Genomic DNA, 12,787 nt, shown 5'->3' on the forward strand with positions numbered 1-12,787 from the left:
GATTGCGGAACCCGCGACGCGCCCCCCCATGTTTCATGGCTGGACGCAAAACCCATACCTTTCGTCACTCATTTCAGGAGCCCCATGGCCAATCGCTTATCCGTCATCGCCACCCGCACGGGAGACGACGGCACCACGGGCCTGGGGGACGGATCACGCACGCCCAAAGACGCCCCGCGCATCGCGGCCATCGGCGACGTCGACGAACTGAACAGCGTGATCGGCGTACTGCTGACCGAGGACCTGCCCGCCGAGATATCCGCGGATCTGCTGGCCATCCAGCACGACCTGTTCGACATGGGCGCGGAACTCTGCATCCCTGGCCATACCGCGCTCACGGACGACCACATCGCCCGCCTGGACGCGCGCCTGGCCCACTACAACGCGGCGCTGCCGCCTCTGCGCGAATTCATCCTGCCCGGCGGTTCGCGCGGTTCGGCGCAGGCGCACATGGCGCGCACGGTCTGCCGCCGGGCCGAGCGGGCCGTGGTGGCGCTGGCCCGGGTCGAACCGGTGAACCCGCCCGTGCGGCAGTATCTGAACCGGCTGTCGGATCTGATGTTCGTGCTGGCGCGTTGTATAAACCAGCATGCGGGACAGAAAGACACGTTCTGGGCGGGCGCCCAGGCGCGCAAGTAGTCTCGCGGCCCTGCCGCGCCTGGCGCCGCAGGGACCTGAGGATTTGAAGAAATGAGTATTGTGGTCACCGGAGGAGCCGGTTTCATCGGTTCCAATTTCGTCTTGGATTGGCTTGCCCGCAGCGACGAACCCGTCGTTACGCTGGACAAGCTCACCTACGCCGGCAACCCCGACAATCTGGCGCCGCTGCGCGGCGATCCCAGGCACACCTTGGTACAGGGTGATATCGGCAATCAGGAGGCGGTTGCGCGCCTGCTGCGTGCCCATAAACCGCGGGCCGTGATCAATTTCGCTGCCGAAACCCACGTCGACCGCTCCATCGCCGATCCCGAGCCCTTCATCCAGGCCAACATCGTGGGCACGTCCCGCCTGCTGACGGCGGTGCGTGACTACTGGACCGGCCTGCCGACAGGCGAACAGGCGCGCCTGCGCTTCGTGCATGTGTCCACCGACGAGGTCTACGGCACACTGGGAAACACCGACCCCGCGTTCACGGAAACGACTCCCTACGCGCCCAACAGTCCCTATTCCGCCAGCAAAGCCGCCAGCGACCATCTGGTGCGGGCATTCCACACCACCTACGGCCTGCCGGTGCTGACCTCGAACTGCGCCAATAACTACGGCCCCTACCAGTTCCCGGAAAAGCTGATCCCGCTGGTCATCCGCAACGCGCTCGCCGGCAAGTCCCTGCCGATCTATGGCGACGGCAAGCAGATCCGCGACTGGCTGTATGTGGCGGACCATTGCGATGCGATCCGCAAGATCCTGGAGGCCGGGCAACCGGGCGCGACCTACAACGTGGGCGGTTGGAACGAAAAAACCAACCTCGACGTGGTGCGCCACGTCTGCGCGCTGCTCGATGAACTCAGCCCCAGGGCCGACGGGCAGCCCTATTCAGCCCAGATCAAGCATGTCACCGACCGGCCTGGCCATGACCGCCGCTATGCGGTCGATGCCGGCCGCCTGCGGCGCGAGCTGGGCTGGACGCCCGCCGAAACATTCGAAACCGGCATTCGAAAAACGGTACTCTGGTACCTGGGCCACCCCCAATGGGTGGCGAACGTCGCCAGTGGCGCGTATCGCGACTGGGCCAAAAAACGCTACGAGACTTAGCAAGGGCCGCGTGAAGATCTTATTGCTGGGCAAGGACGGCCAGGTCGGCCGGGAACTGTGCCGCGCCCTGCTCCCCTTGGGAGAGGTCGTGGCGCTGGGCCGCGGCGACGCCGACCTGCGCGACCAGGATGCGCTGCTCACGATTCTGACGCTCCACCGGCCTGACGTGATCGTGAATGCGGCCGCCTGCACGGCGGTGGACCAGGCTGAGAGTGATCCCGACACCGCCCACCAGGTCAATGCGCTCGCGGTGGCCACCCTGGCCCGCCATGCGCGTGCGGCCGGCGCCTTGCTGGTGCACTATTCGACCGACTACGTATTCGACGGCACGCAGGAGCGGCCCTACACGGAGACCGACGCTCCCAACCCCCTGAACGTGTACGGCCGCAGCAAGCTCGAAGGCGAACACGCCATCCTGGCTAGCGGCTGCGATGCATTGATATTCAGAACCAGCTGGGTCTACTCCACGCATGGCGGCAATTTCCTGGCGACGGTGCTGCGCCTGGCGCGGGAACGGGAAAGCCTGGACGTGGTTGCGGACCAGCATGGCGCGCCGACGTCGGCCACACTGATCGCCGACCTGACGGCGCTCGCGATCCAGCGCCGCCGCGCGGACCAGCTGCCCGCAGGCACCTACCATCTGGCCGCCGCCGGCTCCACCAGCTGGCACGGCTACGCACAGTACGTCGTCGCTGGCGCCGCCGCGCGCGGCGCCACCCTGGCGCTGGCTCCCGAGCGGATTCGCGCCGTCGCCACGCGCGACTATCCCGCTGCTGCGCAACGGCCGCTCAATTCCGTGCTGGACACCGCCGTGCTGTCGCGCGCGCTGCAACGGCAAATGCCGCCCTGGACCGAACAGGTCGACCGTACCCTGGATCAACTCGTCACCCCTGGAGACCCCGCATGGCGCGCAAAGGCATAGTTCTGGCCGGCGGCTCGGGCGCCCGGCTGCACCCGGCGACGCTAGCCATCAGCAAACAACTGCTGCCGGTCTTCGACAAACCGATGATCTACTACCCGCTAAGCACGCTGATGCTGGCGGGCATCCGCGACATCCTGGTCATTTCCACGCCGCAGGACACGCCGCGCTTCCAGCAACTGCTGGGCGACGGCTCGCAGTGGGGGCTGAATCTCGAGTATGCGGTGCAGCCTGCGCCCGACGGCCTGGCGCAGGCATTCCTCATCGGCGCGCCCTTCATCGGCCAGGATGCCTGCGCCTTGGTGTTGGGCGACAACATCTTCTACGGCCATGAACTGCCCCGACTGCTGCAACGGGCCGACGCGCGCACGGAAGGCGCTACTGTGTTCGCCTACCATGTCCAGGACGCGGAACGCTACGGCGTGGCGGAATTCGACCAGCACGGCAAGGTACTGTCCATCGAGGAAAAGCCTGTGCAGCCGCGCTCCAGCTATGCCGTGACCGGGCTGTACTTCTACGACAACGACGTCATTGATATCGCCCACGGCATCCGGCCGTCCGCGCGCGGCGAACTCGAGATCACCGACGTCAACCAGCGCTACCTGGAACAGGGCCGGCTGGCCGTAGAAATCATGGGCCGCGGCTACGCCTGGCTGGATACCGGCACCCATGAATCATTGCTCGAGGCCGGCCAGTTCATCGCCACGCTGGAACATCGCCAGGGACTGAAAGTAGCCTGCCCCGAGGAAATCGCCTTCCGCCAAGGCTGGATCAACGCCGACGCGCTGGCAAAGCTGGCCGCACCCCTGGCCAAGAGTGGCTACGGCGAATATCTGATGCGCATCCTGGTGGACAAGGTATTTTGATGAAAGCCATCCCTCAAGCCATTCCCGATGTGCTGATCCTGGAGCCCAGGGTAGTGGGCGACGAACGCGGCTTTTTCTTCGAGAGCTATAACCAGGCCGCGTTCGAAGCAGCGACGGGGCTGCGCCCCAGCTTCGTGCAGGACAATCATTCGCGTTCGGTACAGGGCGTCTTGCGCGGGCTGCACTATCAGGTCGAACAGGCGCAGGGCAAGCTGGTGCGCGTGTGCGCGGGCGAGATCTTCGACGTAGCGGTGGATCTGCGGCGCGGCTCGCCGACATACGGGAAATGGGTGGGCACGCTACTGAGCGCGGAGAACAGGCGCCAGGTGTGGATACCGGAAGGCTTCGCCCACGGCTTCCTGACGCTGTCCGAGTTTGCCGAGGTGCTGTACAAGACCACGGACTATTACGCCCCGCAGCACGAACGCTGCATACGTTGGAACGATCCGCAGCTGGCAATTGCCTGGCCCTGCGTGCAACCGCCCCTGCTGTCCGAGAAGGACCGCAACGGCGCGCCGTTCGCCGACGCGCCGGCCTGCTGAATCAGTTCACGCCAGCGGCGTGCGCCTGTTCGTCGGCGTGGTACGAAGACCGCACCATCGCACCCACCGCCGCATGCGAGAACCCCATCGCATAAGCTTCGCGCTCGAACATGGCGAAAGTATCCGGATGCACGTACCGCAGCACCGGCAGATGGTGTTCCGACGGCTGCAGATACTGCCCGATCGTCAGCATGTCCACGTTGTGCTCGCGCATATCCCGCATCACCTGCAGGATTTCCTCGTCGGTCTCGCCCAGGCCCAGCATCAGGCCGGACTTGGTGGGGACTTCGGGGTGCAGCTTCTTGAACTCGGCCAGCAGCTTCAGCGAGTGCATGTAGTCCGAGCCCGGGCGCGCCTGCTTGTACAGGCGCGGCACGGTTTCCAGGTTGTGGTTCATGACGTCCGGGGGACCGGCGTTCAGGATGGTCAGCGCGCGGTCCAGGCGGCCGCGGAAATCGGGCACCAGCACCTCGATGCGGGTGCTGGGCGACAGTTCGCGGATGTGCGTGATGCAATCCACGAAGTGGCCGGCGCCGCCGTCGCGCAGGTCGTCGCGGTCCACCGAGGTGATCACGACATAGGACAGCTTCATCGCGGCGATGGTGCGCGCCAGGTTCAGGGGTTCGTTGGTGTCCAGTGGATCCGGGCGGCCGTGGCCCACATCACAGAAGGGGCAGCGGCGGGTGCACTTGTCGCCCATGATCATGAACGTGGCCGTGCCCTTGCCGAAGCATTCACCGATGTTCGGGCAGGACGCTTCCTCGCACACCGTGTGCAGGTTGTGCTCGCGCAGGATGCGCTTGATGTCGTAGAAGCGCGAGCCGGGCGCGGCGGCCTTCACGCGGATCCATTCAGGCTTCTTCAGGCGCTCGGCCGGAACGATCTTGATCGGGATGCGCGCGGTCTTGGCCTGCGATTTCTGCTTTTGCGTCGGATCGTAGACCGCTTCCGCGGGCGCAGCGGCGGATTCGTTCGAGGGAACAGGAGACTCGGCGAGCGTGGACATGGAGCACCTTCATGACCGGCGCGAGCGCGCGCCGGGTCTGAGACAAAAACGGCATTTTACCCTCCGCCGCCCGGATCCGCCGCGCGGGGTCCCGTCCCCCGGGCGGCAAACCTCCTTGGCCGCAGCCGGGCTGGGTTATCGTCACGCCTGACGAATCCGCCGGTTTTGCCCATGTCTTCCCTGCCCCCGCCCCACCCCATCGCCCTGATCGCACCCCGACTGGACTGGGCGCCCGCGGCCCGCGCCATCCAGGCCTGCGCCGGATTGCTGCTGCCTGCGGGCTACTATCTGGCCGCCGGCCCCTGGCATGAGGCCCAGTCACAGCCCCTGCTGGGCGAGCTGCGCCCCGCCGCCGCCCTGGCCATCGGCCCGCTGGACGATCCCGCCCTGCGCGCTGCCCTGGCGGCGCTGGAGATCCCCGTCGTGGAGACCTGGAGCCTGTCCGCACAGCCGCTGGACGGCGCCGTGGTGGTCGACAACGCGGAAGCCGGCCGCATGGCGGCGCGGCACCTGGCCGCCAAGCGCCATGCGCGCGTCGCCTGCGTCAGCGCAGACAACCCGTGGGAACGCGCCCGGCGCGAAGGCTTCATCAGCAGTGCAGCCGCACTCGGATTGGAACTGGCAGCGGACATCGTGCAGCCTGAAGTGCAGCACATGAACGACGGCCGCATGGCCTTCCTGCGCTTGCTGACCACCAACACGATCTTCGATGCGGTGTTCTGCACGAGCGATCTGCTGGCCGCGGCCTCGGTCTCGGAAGCCCACAACCGCGACCTGCACGTGCCGCAGGACCTGGCGGTGCTGGGCTACTCGGACGACGGCAGCGCCGCGCAGTGGGCGCAGGGCTTGACCACCCTGGGCGCCGACGCCGCCCTCCTGGGCCGGCGCGCCGGCCAGTTGCTGCTGGACCGCCTGGATGGCGAATGCGGCACGGGCGAGCGGATTACGGTGGAAGTGGTTTTTGAGGAAAGACTGAGCACGTAGGATGCGTAAAGCGCGAGAGTGCTTACCTCTGCCCTGCCGCGCTACACCTCTCCTACTCGTACAACGCCGGAAAACCGCTGTCCTGCAGCATGGTGTTGGCTTCCTGCAGAAACGCAGGCGTGGCGGTTTCAGGCACGCGCACCAGCCATTGCACGGCGTCCTGCTTCCGTCCGCGCAGCAAGAGCAGCCGACCCAGGTGGAACATGCCGCGGAAATCGCCGCCTTCGGCGCAGCGTTGATAACAGTCGAAGGCGCGTTCCATGTCCTGCTCGACCACCTCGCCAGCCTCGTAAAAGCGGCCGACGACGCCGATGGACTTCACGTGGCCGGCGTCTGCCGCCTTTTGGTAAAGGGCCAGCGCCGCCGCGGGATCCTGCGCCACGCTGCCGCGGCCGCTGCGCAGCATGTGAGCATAGTTGTACATGCCCCAGTCCAGACCCTTGTCCGCGGCCAGGCGGAACCAGTAGGCCGCGACCGTGTCGTCACGCGGCACGCCCCAGCCGTTCTCGTAGCAGCGGCCCACCATGTTGATGGCCATGGGGTGATCGGCATGGGCGGCGCGCTTGAACCACGTCAGCCCCTGTTCCGGATCGCGCTCCACGCCGGCGCCGTCCAGCAGCATCTGGCCGTAGATGGTCTGGGCTTCGATCAGCCCCAGTTCGGCCGCCGCGCGGATCCAGGCCGCATAGTCCTCGGCCGGCCCTTGTTCGCGCAGGCGGGCCAGTGCTTCTGGCGTGGTTGCGGCCACGTCGGCCGCGCTAAAGGTCTTCATGTCTTGTTCCTTGCGCGGTCCCAGGCCTGCGCCAGATTGCGCGCCAGCGCCTCGCCCGTCTCGGTGGGCTCGCGGCGCGCGCCACAGGCCGCCATGTCCACGGTGCGCAGGCCCGCATAGCCGCAGGGATTGATGCCCAGGAACGGCGTCAAGTCCATCTGCACGTTCAACGACACGCCATGGTAGGCACGGCCGTTGCGGATCTTGATGCCCAGCGCCGCGATCTTGGCCAGCTCGCCCCCGTCCGGATCGGGGACGTAGACGCCCGGCGCGCCGGGCTTGCGGCAGGCGTCGGCCACGCCCATCTGGGCCAGCGTGTCGATGACCGCGCCTTCCAGCAGATTGACGTATTCCTTGACGTAGATGTCGGCGCGGCGCAGGTCGAACAGCGCATAGGCCATGACCTGGCCAGGACCGTGGTAGGTCACCTGCCCGCCGCGGTCGCAATGGACGATGGGAATGTTGCCGGGGTTGAGCACGTGCTGGGGCAGGCCTGCCTGCCCCAGGGTGTAGACCGGCGCGTGTTCGCAGAGCCAGATCTCGTCAGGCGTATCGGCGCCGCGCAGATTGGTGTACGCCTGCATGTCGTGCCAGACCGACAGGTAGTCGGCCGGCCGCGCGAGCCACTTGATCACAGCTGTCCTGCTCTTGCGCTAGAGGACGATGGACACCATCGGATGACCGTGCAGGGCGCGGTAGAGCGCGTCCAGCTGCTCGCGCGAGGTCGCGCGCACCGTGAAGGTCAGGCCCATGTAGTTGCCGCCCTTGCTGGGCCGCATTTCCACCGTGGCGGCGTCGAACTCGGGATCGAACTGCAGCACGACTTCGGTCAGCGTCTGCGCGAATTCGGGATGCTGCTTGCCCATGACCTTGATGGGAAAGTCGCTGGGATATTCGATGAGGGAGTCTTCGGGCGGGATATGTTGCATGATGTGCCTATTACCTGTTTGGTGTTGCCCCCCAGGGCGCGGCCACGGCTCGATACTGCACCCGGGGATGCCTGCCACGGGGCGGCCAGATCTTGTCTATATGGGGGCAAACCGCCAGCCGGCAAGGCCGCCGGGGCGGCCCCGCGGGAGCCACCCGGTAACGCCGGACTCAGAGCGCGGCGATGCGGGCATCATAACCCGCCCGCAATTGCGCAAAAACAGGGCCGGGCTTGCCCGAGCCCACCGGCTTGCCGTCCAGCGAGACGATGGCCAGCACTTCCTTGGTGGCCGAGGACAGCATCAGCTCGTCGGCCTCTTCCACCTCTTGCCGCGAGATCGGGCGCGACTCGAACGGGATGCCGGCCTCGGCGGCCAGCTCGCCCATCAGACCATAGCGGATGCCTTCCAGGATGAGGTTGTTCTTGGGCGGCGCCAGCAGCTTGCCGCCGGAGACCACCCAGATATTGGTGGACGAGCCTTCGGTCAGATAGCCGTCGCGGAACTGCACCACTTCTTCGACCTGCGCATCGACGGCCTGCTGCTTGGCCAGCACGTTGCCCAGCAACGACACCGATTTGATCTCGCAATGCAGCCAGCGCTCGTCCGGGATGCTGATGGCGCTCAAGCCGCGTTCGCGCTGCGCGGCAGGCGGCGGCGCCCAGGCCGAGATCATGCCGAAAACCGTCGGCGCCACGGGCGTCGAGGGGAACTGGTGGTCGCGCTTGGCCACGCCACGCGTCACCTGCAGGTAGACGATGCAGGTTTCAAGGTTGGTGCGCGCCAGCAATTGCTGGATCAGGTCGATCCAGCCCGCGCGGTCGAAGGGCTGCGCGATCCGCAAGGCAGCCAGGCTGCGGTCCAGGCGGTTGAGGTGTTCGGCCATGCGGAACGCATTGCCTTGGTACACGGGGACGACTTCGTAGATGCCATCGCCGAAAATGAAGCCGCGGTCCAGGACGGAGACCTTGGCCTCGTCCACGCGCAGAAACTCACCGTTGAGATACACCTGGCTTTCGCCCGGCACGCCCGGAATCATGAGGCACTCCTGAATATGAAATGGAGAGGGACGAACCGTCCGGTCCGTCCCGTGAATAGAGCACGGGCGTTTCATGCGAAACGCCCGTTGCTAGCTTACACCCGCGATAGCGCCCGCGGCGCGGCGGAATTACTCGAACCAGCGCTTGACGGTATCGACCATGCGGCCGAAGAAGCCGGCGCGTTCGACCGCGTCCTGCACCACCAGCGGTTCGGTGCGCAGCACCTTGCCGTCCAGCGTGAACTGCAGGGTGCCGACCTGCTGGCCCTTGGCCAGCGGGGCGATCAGCGGATCCGTGCGCTGCGCCACCGGCTTCAGGTCGCCGGCCTTGCCGCGCGGCACCGCGATCGACACGGGGTTGGGCGGGCCCAGCTTGACGTTTTCAACCGTGCCTTCCCAGACGCGCGCATCGATGCCGGGCTGGCTCTTGTCGAACAGCTTCACGGTATCGAAGTTCTGGAAGCTCCAGTTCAGCAGCTTCAGGCTTTCCTCGGCGCGCGTGGCTTCGCTGTCCGTGCCCACCACGACCACCAGGATGCGGCGGTCGCCGCGTACCGCGGTCGACACCAGGCAATAGCCGGCCGAATCGGTGTGGCCGGTCTTCATGCCGTCCACCGACGGGTCGGCCCACAGCAGGCGGTTGCGGTTGGGCTGGGTGATCTTGTTGTAGGTGTAGCTCTTCTGCTTGTAGTAGTGGAAGTGGTCCGGATGATCCGTGATCAGGTGCGACGACAGGATCGCCAGATCGCGCGTGGACGTCATGTGCTGCGGATCGGGCAGACCCGTGGCGTTCATGAAGTGCGTGTTGCGCATGCCCAGGCGTTCGGCTTCCTGGTTCATCAGCGAAGCGAACGAAGCCTCGCTGCCGCCCACGGCCTCGGCCAGGGCCACGGAGGCGTCGTTGCCGGACTGCACGATCATGCCCTGGTTGAGTTCGTCGACCGTGACCGGCTTGCGCGGTTCGATGAACATGCGCGAACCGCCCGTGCGCCAGGCGCGCTCGGACACCGGCACGGTCTGCTCCAGCGTCAGGCGCTTTTCGTCCAGCGCGTTGAACACGACATAGGCCGTCATGATCTTGGTGAGCGATGCCGGTTCCACCTTCATGTCCGGGTTGGAAGCGGCCAGGGTCTGGCCGCTGTTCACGTCCATCACGATCCAGGCCTTGGCCGCGATCGTGGGGGCCGGCACGGCCGAGACGTCGCCCACGGGCACCACCGCCGAAGCATTCGGCGCCGGGGCCGCGGCGCCGGCGGCTGCGGCGGGCGCCGCGGCGGGAGCCTGCTGCGCCCAGACCGGCATCGAAGCCGCCAGCATGGCTGACAGCACCGCGCCTGACAGCAGGCGACGGGTAAAGACAACGGGGGAGTGAGCGGAGTAAGGCAAATTCTTCATCGGCAACGTGGGTCCAGTAATGACGCCCGCCGGCGCGGGGCAAGTGGCTGACAATTATAGGCAGTCGATCAGACCCGTCCGGCCCGCCCGGGGTTCCCGCGCATTTAAAACATGCAACTTGATGCAACCTGCCGGCCTCGGGATGTGGCAACGGATCAATCCGTACCGCCGCCGTGATGCCGGCGGTACACAGCCGGAGAAACCCCCACGTGCTTGACGAAGGCGCGGCGCAAGGTGTCGACGTTGGCAAAGCCGCATTGCGCGGCCGCCTGCTTGGGCGTGGCGGCGCCCGCCTCCAGCAGCGCGCGGGCTGCGGCGATGCGCGTCATCTCCACCCACGCGGCCGGCGTGACGCCGACCTCGGCATGAAACAGCCGCGCAAAATGCCGGGGACTCAGGCCGGCGTGCTCGGCCAGCGCGTCCACCGACAACGGCAGCCCGGGATTGCCGGCGACCCAGCGCTGGACTTCTTGCAGGGCCGAGCGCCCGACCGGACCGGCCTGCCCCTTGCGGCTGAACTGCAGTTGTCCGCCGGGGCGCTTGAAGAACATCACCAACTGCGCAGCCACGTTGGCGGCCACCTCCCGGCCCAGATCCTCCTCCACCAGCGACAGCGCCAGATCCAGTCCGGCCGTGACGCCGGCGGAAGTGCGCACCTTGCCGTCGCGCACATGCAGGGCGTCTTCCTCGACGGTCACCTTGGGATAGGCCAGGCGCAATTGCGCAGCCGCGTTCCAATGGGTCGTCACGCGCCGGCCATCCAGCAGGCCGGCTGCGGCCAGCATGAACGCGCCAGTGCAGACGGAGCCATAGCGCCGGGCGCCCCGGGCCGTCACGCGCAGCCAGCGCAAGGCGGAACTGCTGAGCATTGCGCTGGCGGCCTGCGGCGTACCGGCGACCAACAGGGTATCGAGACGCGCGATCGGATCGCCCACCGCCAGGTCGGGCAGCAGGCGCGCGCCCGACGAACAGCGGATGGGCCCGGCCTCATAGCCCACCACGCGCAGCGCATATAGCTCGCGGCCAAGTTCGGCATTGGCCTGGGCGAATACGTCCAGGGGGCCGGAGACATCCAGCATCTGGACGCCGGGCAGCGCAAGAATGGCTATGGTCTTGGTCATGGCATCGCGCCTGGACGGCAGGCGTCGGGAAATCGCATGTTTTGGCGGAATCTGGCGTATTACGACAATTGAAGCCATTCTAGTGCGGCGGGAGAATTTATCGAACCCCCAACCCCACGCAAGGACTCCCGCCATGAACCCTGTCATCGACGGCATTCAGATCCCCGACAGCAAGCTCGCCCGCGAAATCACGGAATTGGTGCGCGACACCGCCACCCCGCTGCTGTTCCACCATTCCAGCCGGGTCTACTACTTCGGCGCGCTTGCCGGCAAGCGGCGCGGACTGAAGTTCGACCCGGAATTGCTCTATTGCGGCTGCATGTTCCACGACATGGGCCTGACGCATCAGCACAGCAGCGACTGCTGCCGCTTCGAAGTGGACGGCGCCAACGCGGCGCGCGATTTCCTTGGCAGCCGCGGCATCGCCCAACAAGACATCGATCTGGTGTGGACCGCCATTGCGCTGCACACGACGCCCGGCATTCCCGAATTCATGCATCCGGTGGTCGCGCTGGTGACGGCGGGCGTGGAAATGGACGTGCTGGGCCTGACCTACGGCGACTACAGCGACACCCAGCGCGAAGCCGTGGTCGCTGCGCATCCACGCGGGCCAGGCTTCAAGGAAGAAATCATCCAGGCGTTCTACGACGGCATCAAACACAAGCCGCAGACGACCTTCGGCAACGTCAAGGCCGATGTCATCGCCGACAAGGAACCGGCCTTCAGGCCCGGCAATTTCTGCAGCGTGATCCGCGGCTCGCGCTGGCCGGGCTGAACCTGCTGCGCCGCGCAAGCGGCGCCCCCGGTTTTAGTCCAGCGCAACCTTCAGCCGCGCCTGCACCAACTGGCGCAGCACCAGGAGCTTGCCGTGGAAGAAGTGCGATGCGCCCGGCACCACCACCACGGGGATGGAACGCGGGCGCGCCCAGTCCATGGCTTCGGACAGCGGCACGACTTCGTCTTCCTCGCCGTGCACCATCAGCGTATCGTCCGGCACCTGCACTTCGTGCGACTGGAAGCGGTTCACGGCGGGGCCCATCAGCATCAGGGCGGAGGGCAGTACCGTGTCGCCCTGCTCGGCGAGGGCGGCATAGGTCTGCGCGGCGACGGCAGTGCCGAACGAAAAGCCGGCCAGCACCCACGGCGCCTGGGCCAGTTCCGGGTGCAGCTCGCGCATCTGCGCCACGACCGCCAGCATGTCCTGGGTTTCGCCCACGGATTTGTCGAAGACGCCCTCGGACTGCCCGACGCCGCGGAAATTGGGCCGCACCGCAACCAGGCCATGCTGCACGCAGGCGCGCGACAGGGTCGTGACCACCTTGTTCTCGCGCGCGCCGCCCTGCAGCGGGTGCGGATGCAGAACCAGCGCCCAGCCTCGCGGCGTACCCGCGGGCCAGTCCACGGCGCAATCGATGCGGCCGGCGGCTCCGTTGAAGGCGTGGGTTTCAGTGCGTGCGGACATGGC

Annotated in this window: 15 protein-coding genes; 7 read left to right on the forward strand and 8 right to left on the reverse strand. The window is 66.7% G+C overall.

Annotation, left to right across the window (positions count from 1 at the left end; all coding sequences use genetic code 11):
• Window positions 1-84 precede the first annotated feature (84 nt).
• The 5 genes from AC1RHV_RS11560 to rfbC are packed head-to-tail and all read left to right on the forward strand — an operon-like array spanning window position 85 to window position 4,079.
• The gene (locus AC1RHV_RS11560; protein WP_054457048.1) at window positions 85-639 is read left to right on the forward strand and encodes a cob(I)yrinic acid a,c-diamide adenosyltransferase; all 555 of its coding nucleotides are present in this window, start codon (window positions 85-87) and stop codon (window positions 637-639) included.
• A 51-nt stretch (window positions 640-690) separates the two neighbouring features.
• Entirely contained in the window at window positions 691-1,752 is a 1,062-nt protein-coding gene (rfbB, locus tag AC1RHV_RS11565; RefSeq protein ID WP_306650600.1) for a dTDP-glucose 4,6-dehydratase, read from the forward strand.
• A gap of 10 nt (window positions 1,753-1,762) precedes the next feature.
• The gene (gene rfbD, locus AC1RHV_RS11570; RefSeq protein WP_492300866.1) at window positions 1,763-2,674 is read left to right on the forward strand and encodes a dTDP-4-dehydrorhamnose reductase; all 912 of its coding nucleotides are present in this window, start codon (window positions 1,763-1,765) and stop codon (window positions 2,672-2,674) included.
• Window positions 2,656-3,537 (forward strand): glucose-1-phosphate thymidylyltransferase RfbA, encoded by an 882-nt coding sequence (rfbA, locus tag AC1RHV_RS11575; protein ID WP_175164190.1) that lies wholly within the window; start codon window positions 2,656-2,658, stop codon window positions 3,535-3,537. The genes rfbD and rfbA overlap by 19 nt, the downstream gene beginning before the upstream one ends.
• Window positions 3,537-4,079 (forward strand): dTDP-4-dehydrorhamnose 3,5-epimerase, encoded by a 543-nt coding sequence (gene rfbC / locus AC1RHV_RS11580; protein ID WP_175164188.1) that lies wholly within the window; start codon window positions 3,537-3,539, stop codon window positions 4,077-4,079. Before rfbA ends, rfbC begins: the two co-directional genes overlap by 1 nt.
• 1 nt (window position 4,080) lies before the next feature.
• Here the strand turns inward: rfbC and lipA are convergent, their stop codons facing one another.
• Window positions 4,081-5,085 (reverse strand): lipoyl synthase, encoded by a 1,005-nt coding sequence (gene lipA / locus AC1RHV_RS11585; RefSeq protein WP_054457058.1) that lies wholly within the window; start codon window positions 5,083-5,085, stop codon window positions 4,081-4,083.
• A gap of 171 nt (window positions 5,086-5,256) precedes the next feature.
• Here lipA and AC1RHV_RS11590 point away from each other — a divergent pair, with 171 nt between their 5' ends.
• Complete coding sequence (locus AC1RHV_RS11590; RefSeq protein ID WP_192330351.1) at window positions 5,257-6,069, forward strand: substrate-binding domain-containing protein; 813 nt, start codon at window positions 5,257-5,259, stop codon at window positions 6,067-6,069.
• A gap of 52 nt (window positions 6,070-6,121) precedes the next feature.
• Here the strand turns inward: AC1RHV_RS11590 and AC1RHV_RS11595 are convergent, their stop codons facing one another.
• The 6 genes from AC1RHV_RS11595 to AC1RHV_RS11620 all read right to left on the reverse strand — a co-directional run bounded on the left by AC1RHV_RS11595 (window position 6,122) and on the right by AC1RHV_RS11620 (window position 11,322).
• Window positions 6,122-6,841 carry a tetratricopeptide repeat protein gene (locus AC1RHV_RS11595; protein ID WP_125471169.1) on the reverse strand — a complete coding sequence of 240 codons (720 nt, stop codon included), beginning with the start codon at window positions 6,839-6,841 and terminating at the stop codon, window positions 6,122-6,124.
• The gene (lipB, locus tag AC1RHV_RS11600) at window positions 6,838-7,476 is read right to left on the reverse strand and encodes a lipoyl(octanoyl) transferase LipB (protein ID WP_054457064.1); all 639 of its coding nucleotides are present in this window, start codon (window positions 7,474-7,476) and stop codon (window positions 6,838-6,840) included. Before lipB ends, AC1RHV_RS11595 begins: the two co-directional genes overlap by 4 nt.
• An 18-nt stretch (window positions 7,477-7,494) precedes the next feature.
• Window positions 7,495-7,770 carry a YbeD family protein gene (locus AC1RHV_RS11605; protein WP_054457066.1) on the reverse strand — a complete coding sequence of 92 codons (276 nt, stop codon included), beginning with the start codon at window positions 7,768-7,770 and terminating at the stop codon, window positions 7,495-7,497.
• 169 nt (window positions 7,771-7,939) lie between these two features.
• Entirely contained in the window at window positions 7,940-8,806 is an 867-nt protein-coding gene (locus AC1RHV_RS11610) for a D-amino acid aminotransferase (RefSeq protein ID WP_492300870.1), read from the reverse strand.
• 129 nt (window positions 8,807-8,935) lie between these two features.
• Entirely contained in the window at window positions 8,936-10,201 is a 1,266-nt protein-coding gene (locus AC1RHV_RS11615) for a D-alanyl-D-alanine carboxypeptidase family protein (protein WP_118933510.1), read from the reverse strand.
• Window positions 10,202-10,356: 155 nt separating this feature from the next.
• Window positions 10,357-11,322, reverse strand: a complete 966-nt coding sequence (locus tag AC1RHV_RS11620; protein WP_175159963.1) for a GlxA family transcriptional regulator — start codon at window positions 11,320-11,322, stop codon at window positions 10,357-10,359.
• 133 nt (window positions 11,323-11,455) lie between these two features.
• On the opposite strand from AC1RHV_RS11620, the gene AC1RHV_RS11625 reads away from it, so the two are divergent.
• A complete protein-coding gene (locus AC1RHV_RS11625) occupies window positions 11,456-12,097 on the forward strand; it encodes an HD domain-containing protein (protein ID WP_125471172.1) in 642 nt (213 codons plus the stop codon).
• Between the two features lie 33 nt (window positions 12,098-12,130).
• Here AC1RHV_RS11625 and AC1RHV_RS11630 read toward each other — a convergent pair whose 3' ends face one another.
• Window positions 12,131-12,784, reverse strand: a complete 654-nt coding sequence (locus AC1RHV_RS11630) for an alpha/beta hydrolase (protein ID WP_054457076.1) — start codon at window positions 12,782-12,784, stop codon at window positions 12,131-12,133.
• Between the last annotated feature and the right edge of the window lie 3 nt (window positions 12,785-12,787).

This window comes from Achromobacter sp. GW823-FHT04E03, assembly GCF_058796095.1.

What these genes read in the sequence shown, in the direction of transcription:
- AC1RHV_RS11615 (WP_118933510.1), bottom strand. Translation starts at nt 10,201, where the DNA reads ATGAAGAATTTGCCTTACTCCGCTCACTCCCCCGTTGTCTTTACCCGT.
- AC1RHV_RS11625 (WP_125471172.1), top strand. Translation starts at nt 11,456, where the DNA reads ATGAACCCTGTCATCGACGGCATTCAGATCCCCGACAGCAAGCTCGCC.
- AC1RHV_RS11620 (WP_175159963.1), bottom strand. Translation starts at nt 11,322, where the DNA reads ATGACCAAGACCATAGCCATTCTTGCGCTGCCCGGCGTCCAGATGCTG.
- AC1RHV_RS11590 (WP_192330351.1), top strand. Translation starts at nt 5,257, where the DNA reads ATGTCTTCCCTGCCCCCGCCCCACCCCATCGCCCTGATCGCACCCCGA.
- AC1RHV_RS11595 (WP_125471169.1), bottom strand. Translation starts at nt 6,841, where the DNA reads ATGAAGACCTTTAGCGCGGCCGACGTGGCCGCAACCACGCCAGAAGCA.
- lipA (WP_054457058.1), bottom strand. Translation starts at nt 5,085, where the DNA reads ATGTCCACGCTCGCCGAGTCTCCTGTTCCCTCGAACGAATCCGCCGCT.
- AC1RHV_RS11630 (WP_054457076.1), bottom strand. Translation starts at nt 12,784, where the DNA reads ATGTCCGCACGCACTGAAACCCACGCCTTCAACGGAGCCGCCGGCCGC.
- AC1RHV_RS11560 (WP_054457048.1), top strand. Translation starts at nt 85, where the DNA reads ATGGCCAATCGCTTATCCGTCATCGCCACCCGCACGGGAGACGACGGC.
- rfbB (WP_306650600.1), top strand. Translation starts at nt 691, where the DNA reads ATGAGTATTGTGGTCACCGGAGGAGCCGGTTTCATCGGTTCCAATTTC.
- rfbC (WP_175164188.1), top strand. Translation starts at nt 3,537, where the DNA reads ATGAAAGCCATCCCTCAAGCCATTCCCGATGTGCTGATCCTGGAGCCC.
- AC1RHV_RS11610 (WP_492300870.1), bottom strand. Translation starts at nt 8,806, where the DNA reads ATGATTCCGGGCGTGCCGGGCGAAAGCCAGGTGTATCTCAACGGTGAG.
- AC1RHV_RS11605 (WP_054457066.1), bottom strand. Translation starts at nt 7,770, where the DNA reads ATGCAACATATCCCGCCCGAAGACTCCCTCATCGAATATCCCAGCGAC.
- rfbA (WP_175164190.1), top strand. Translation starts at nt 2,656, where the DNA reads ATGGCGCGCAAAGGCATAGTTCTGGCCGGCGGCTCGGGCGCCCGGCTG.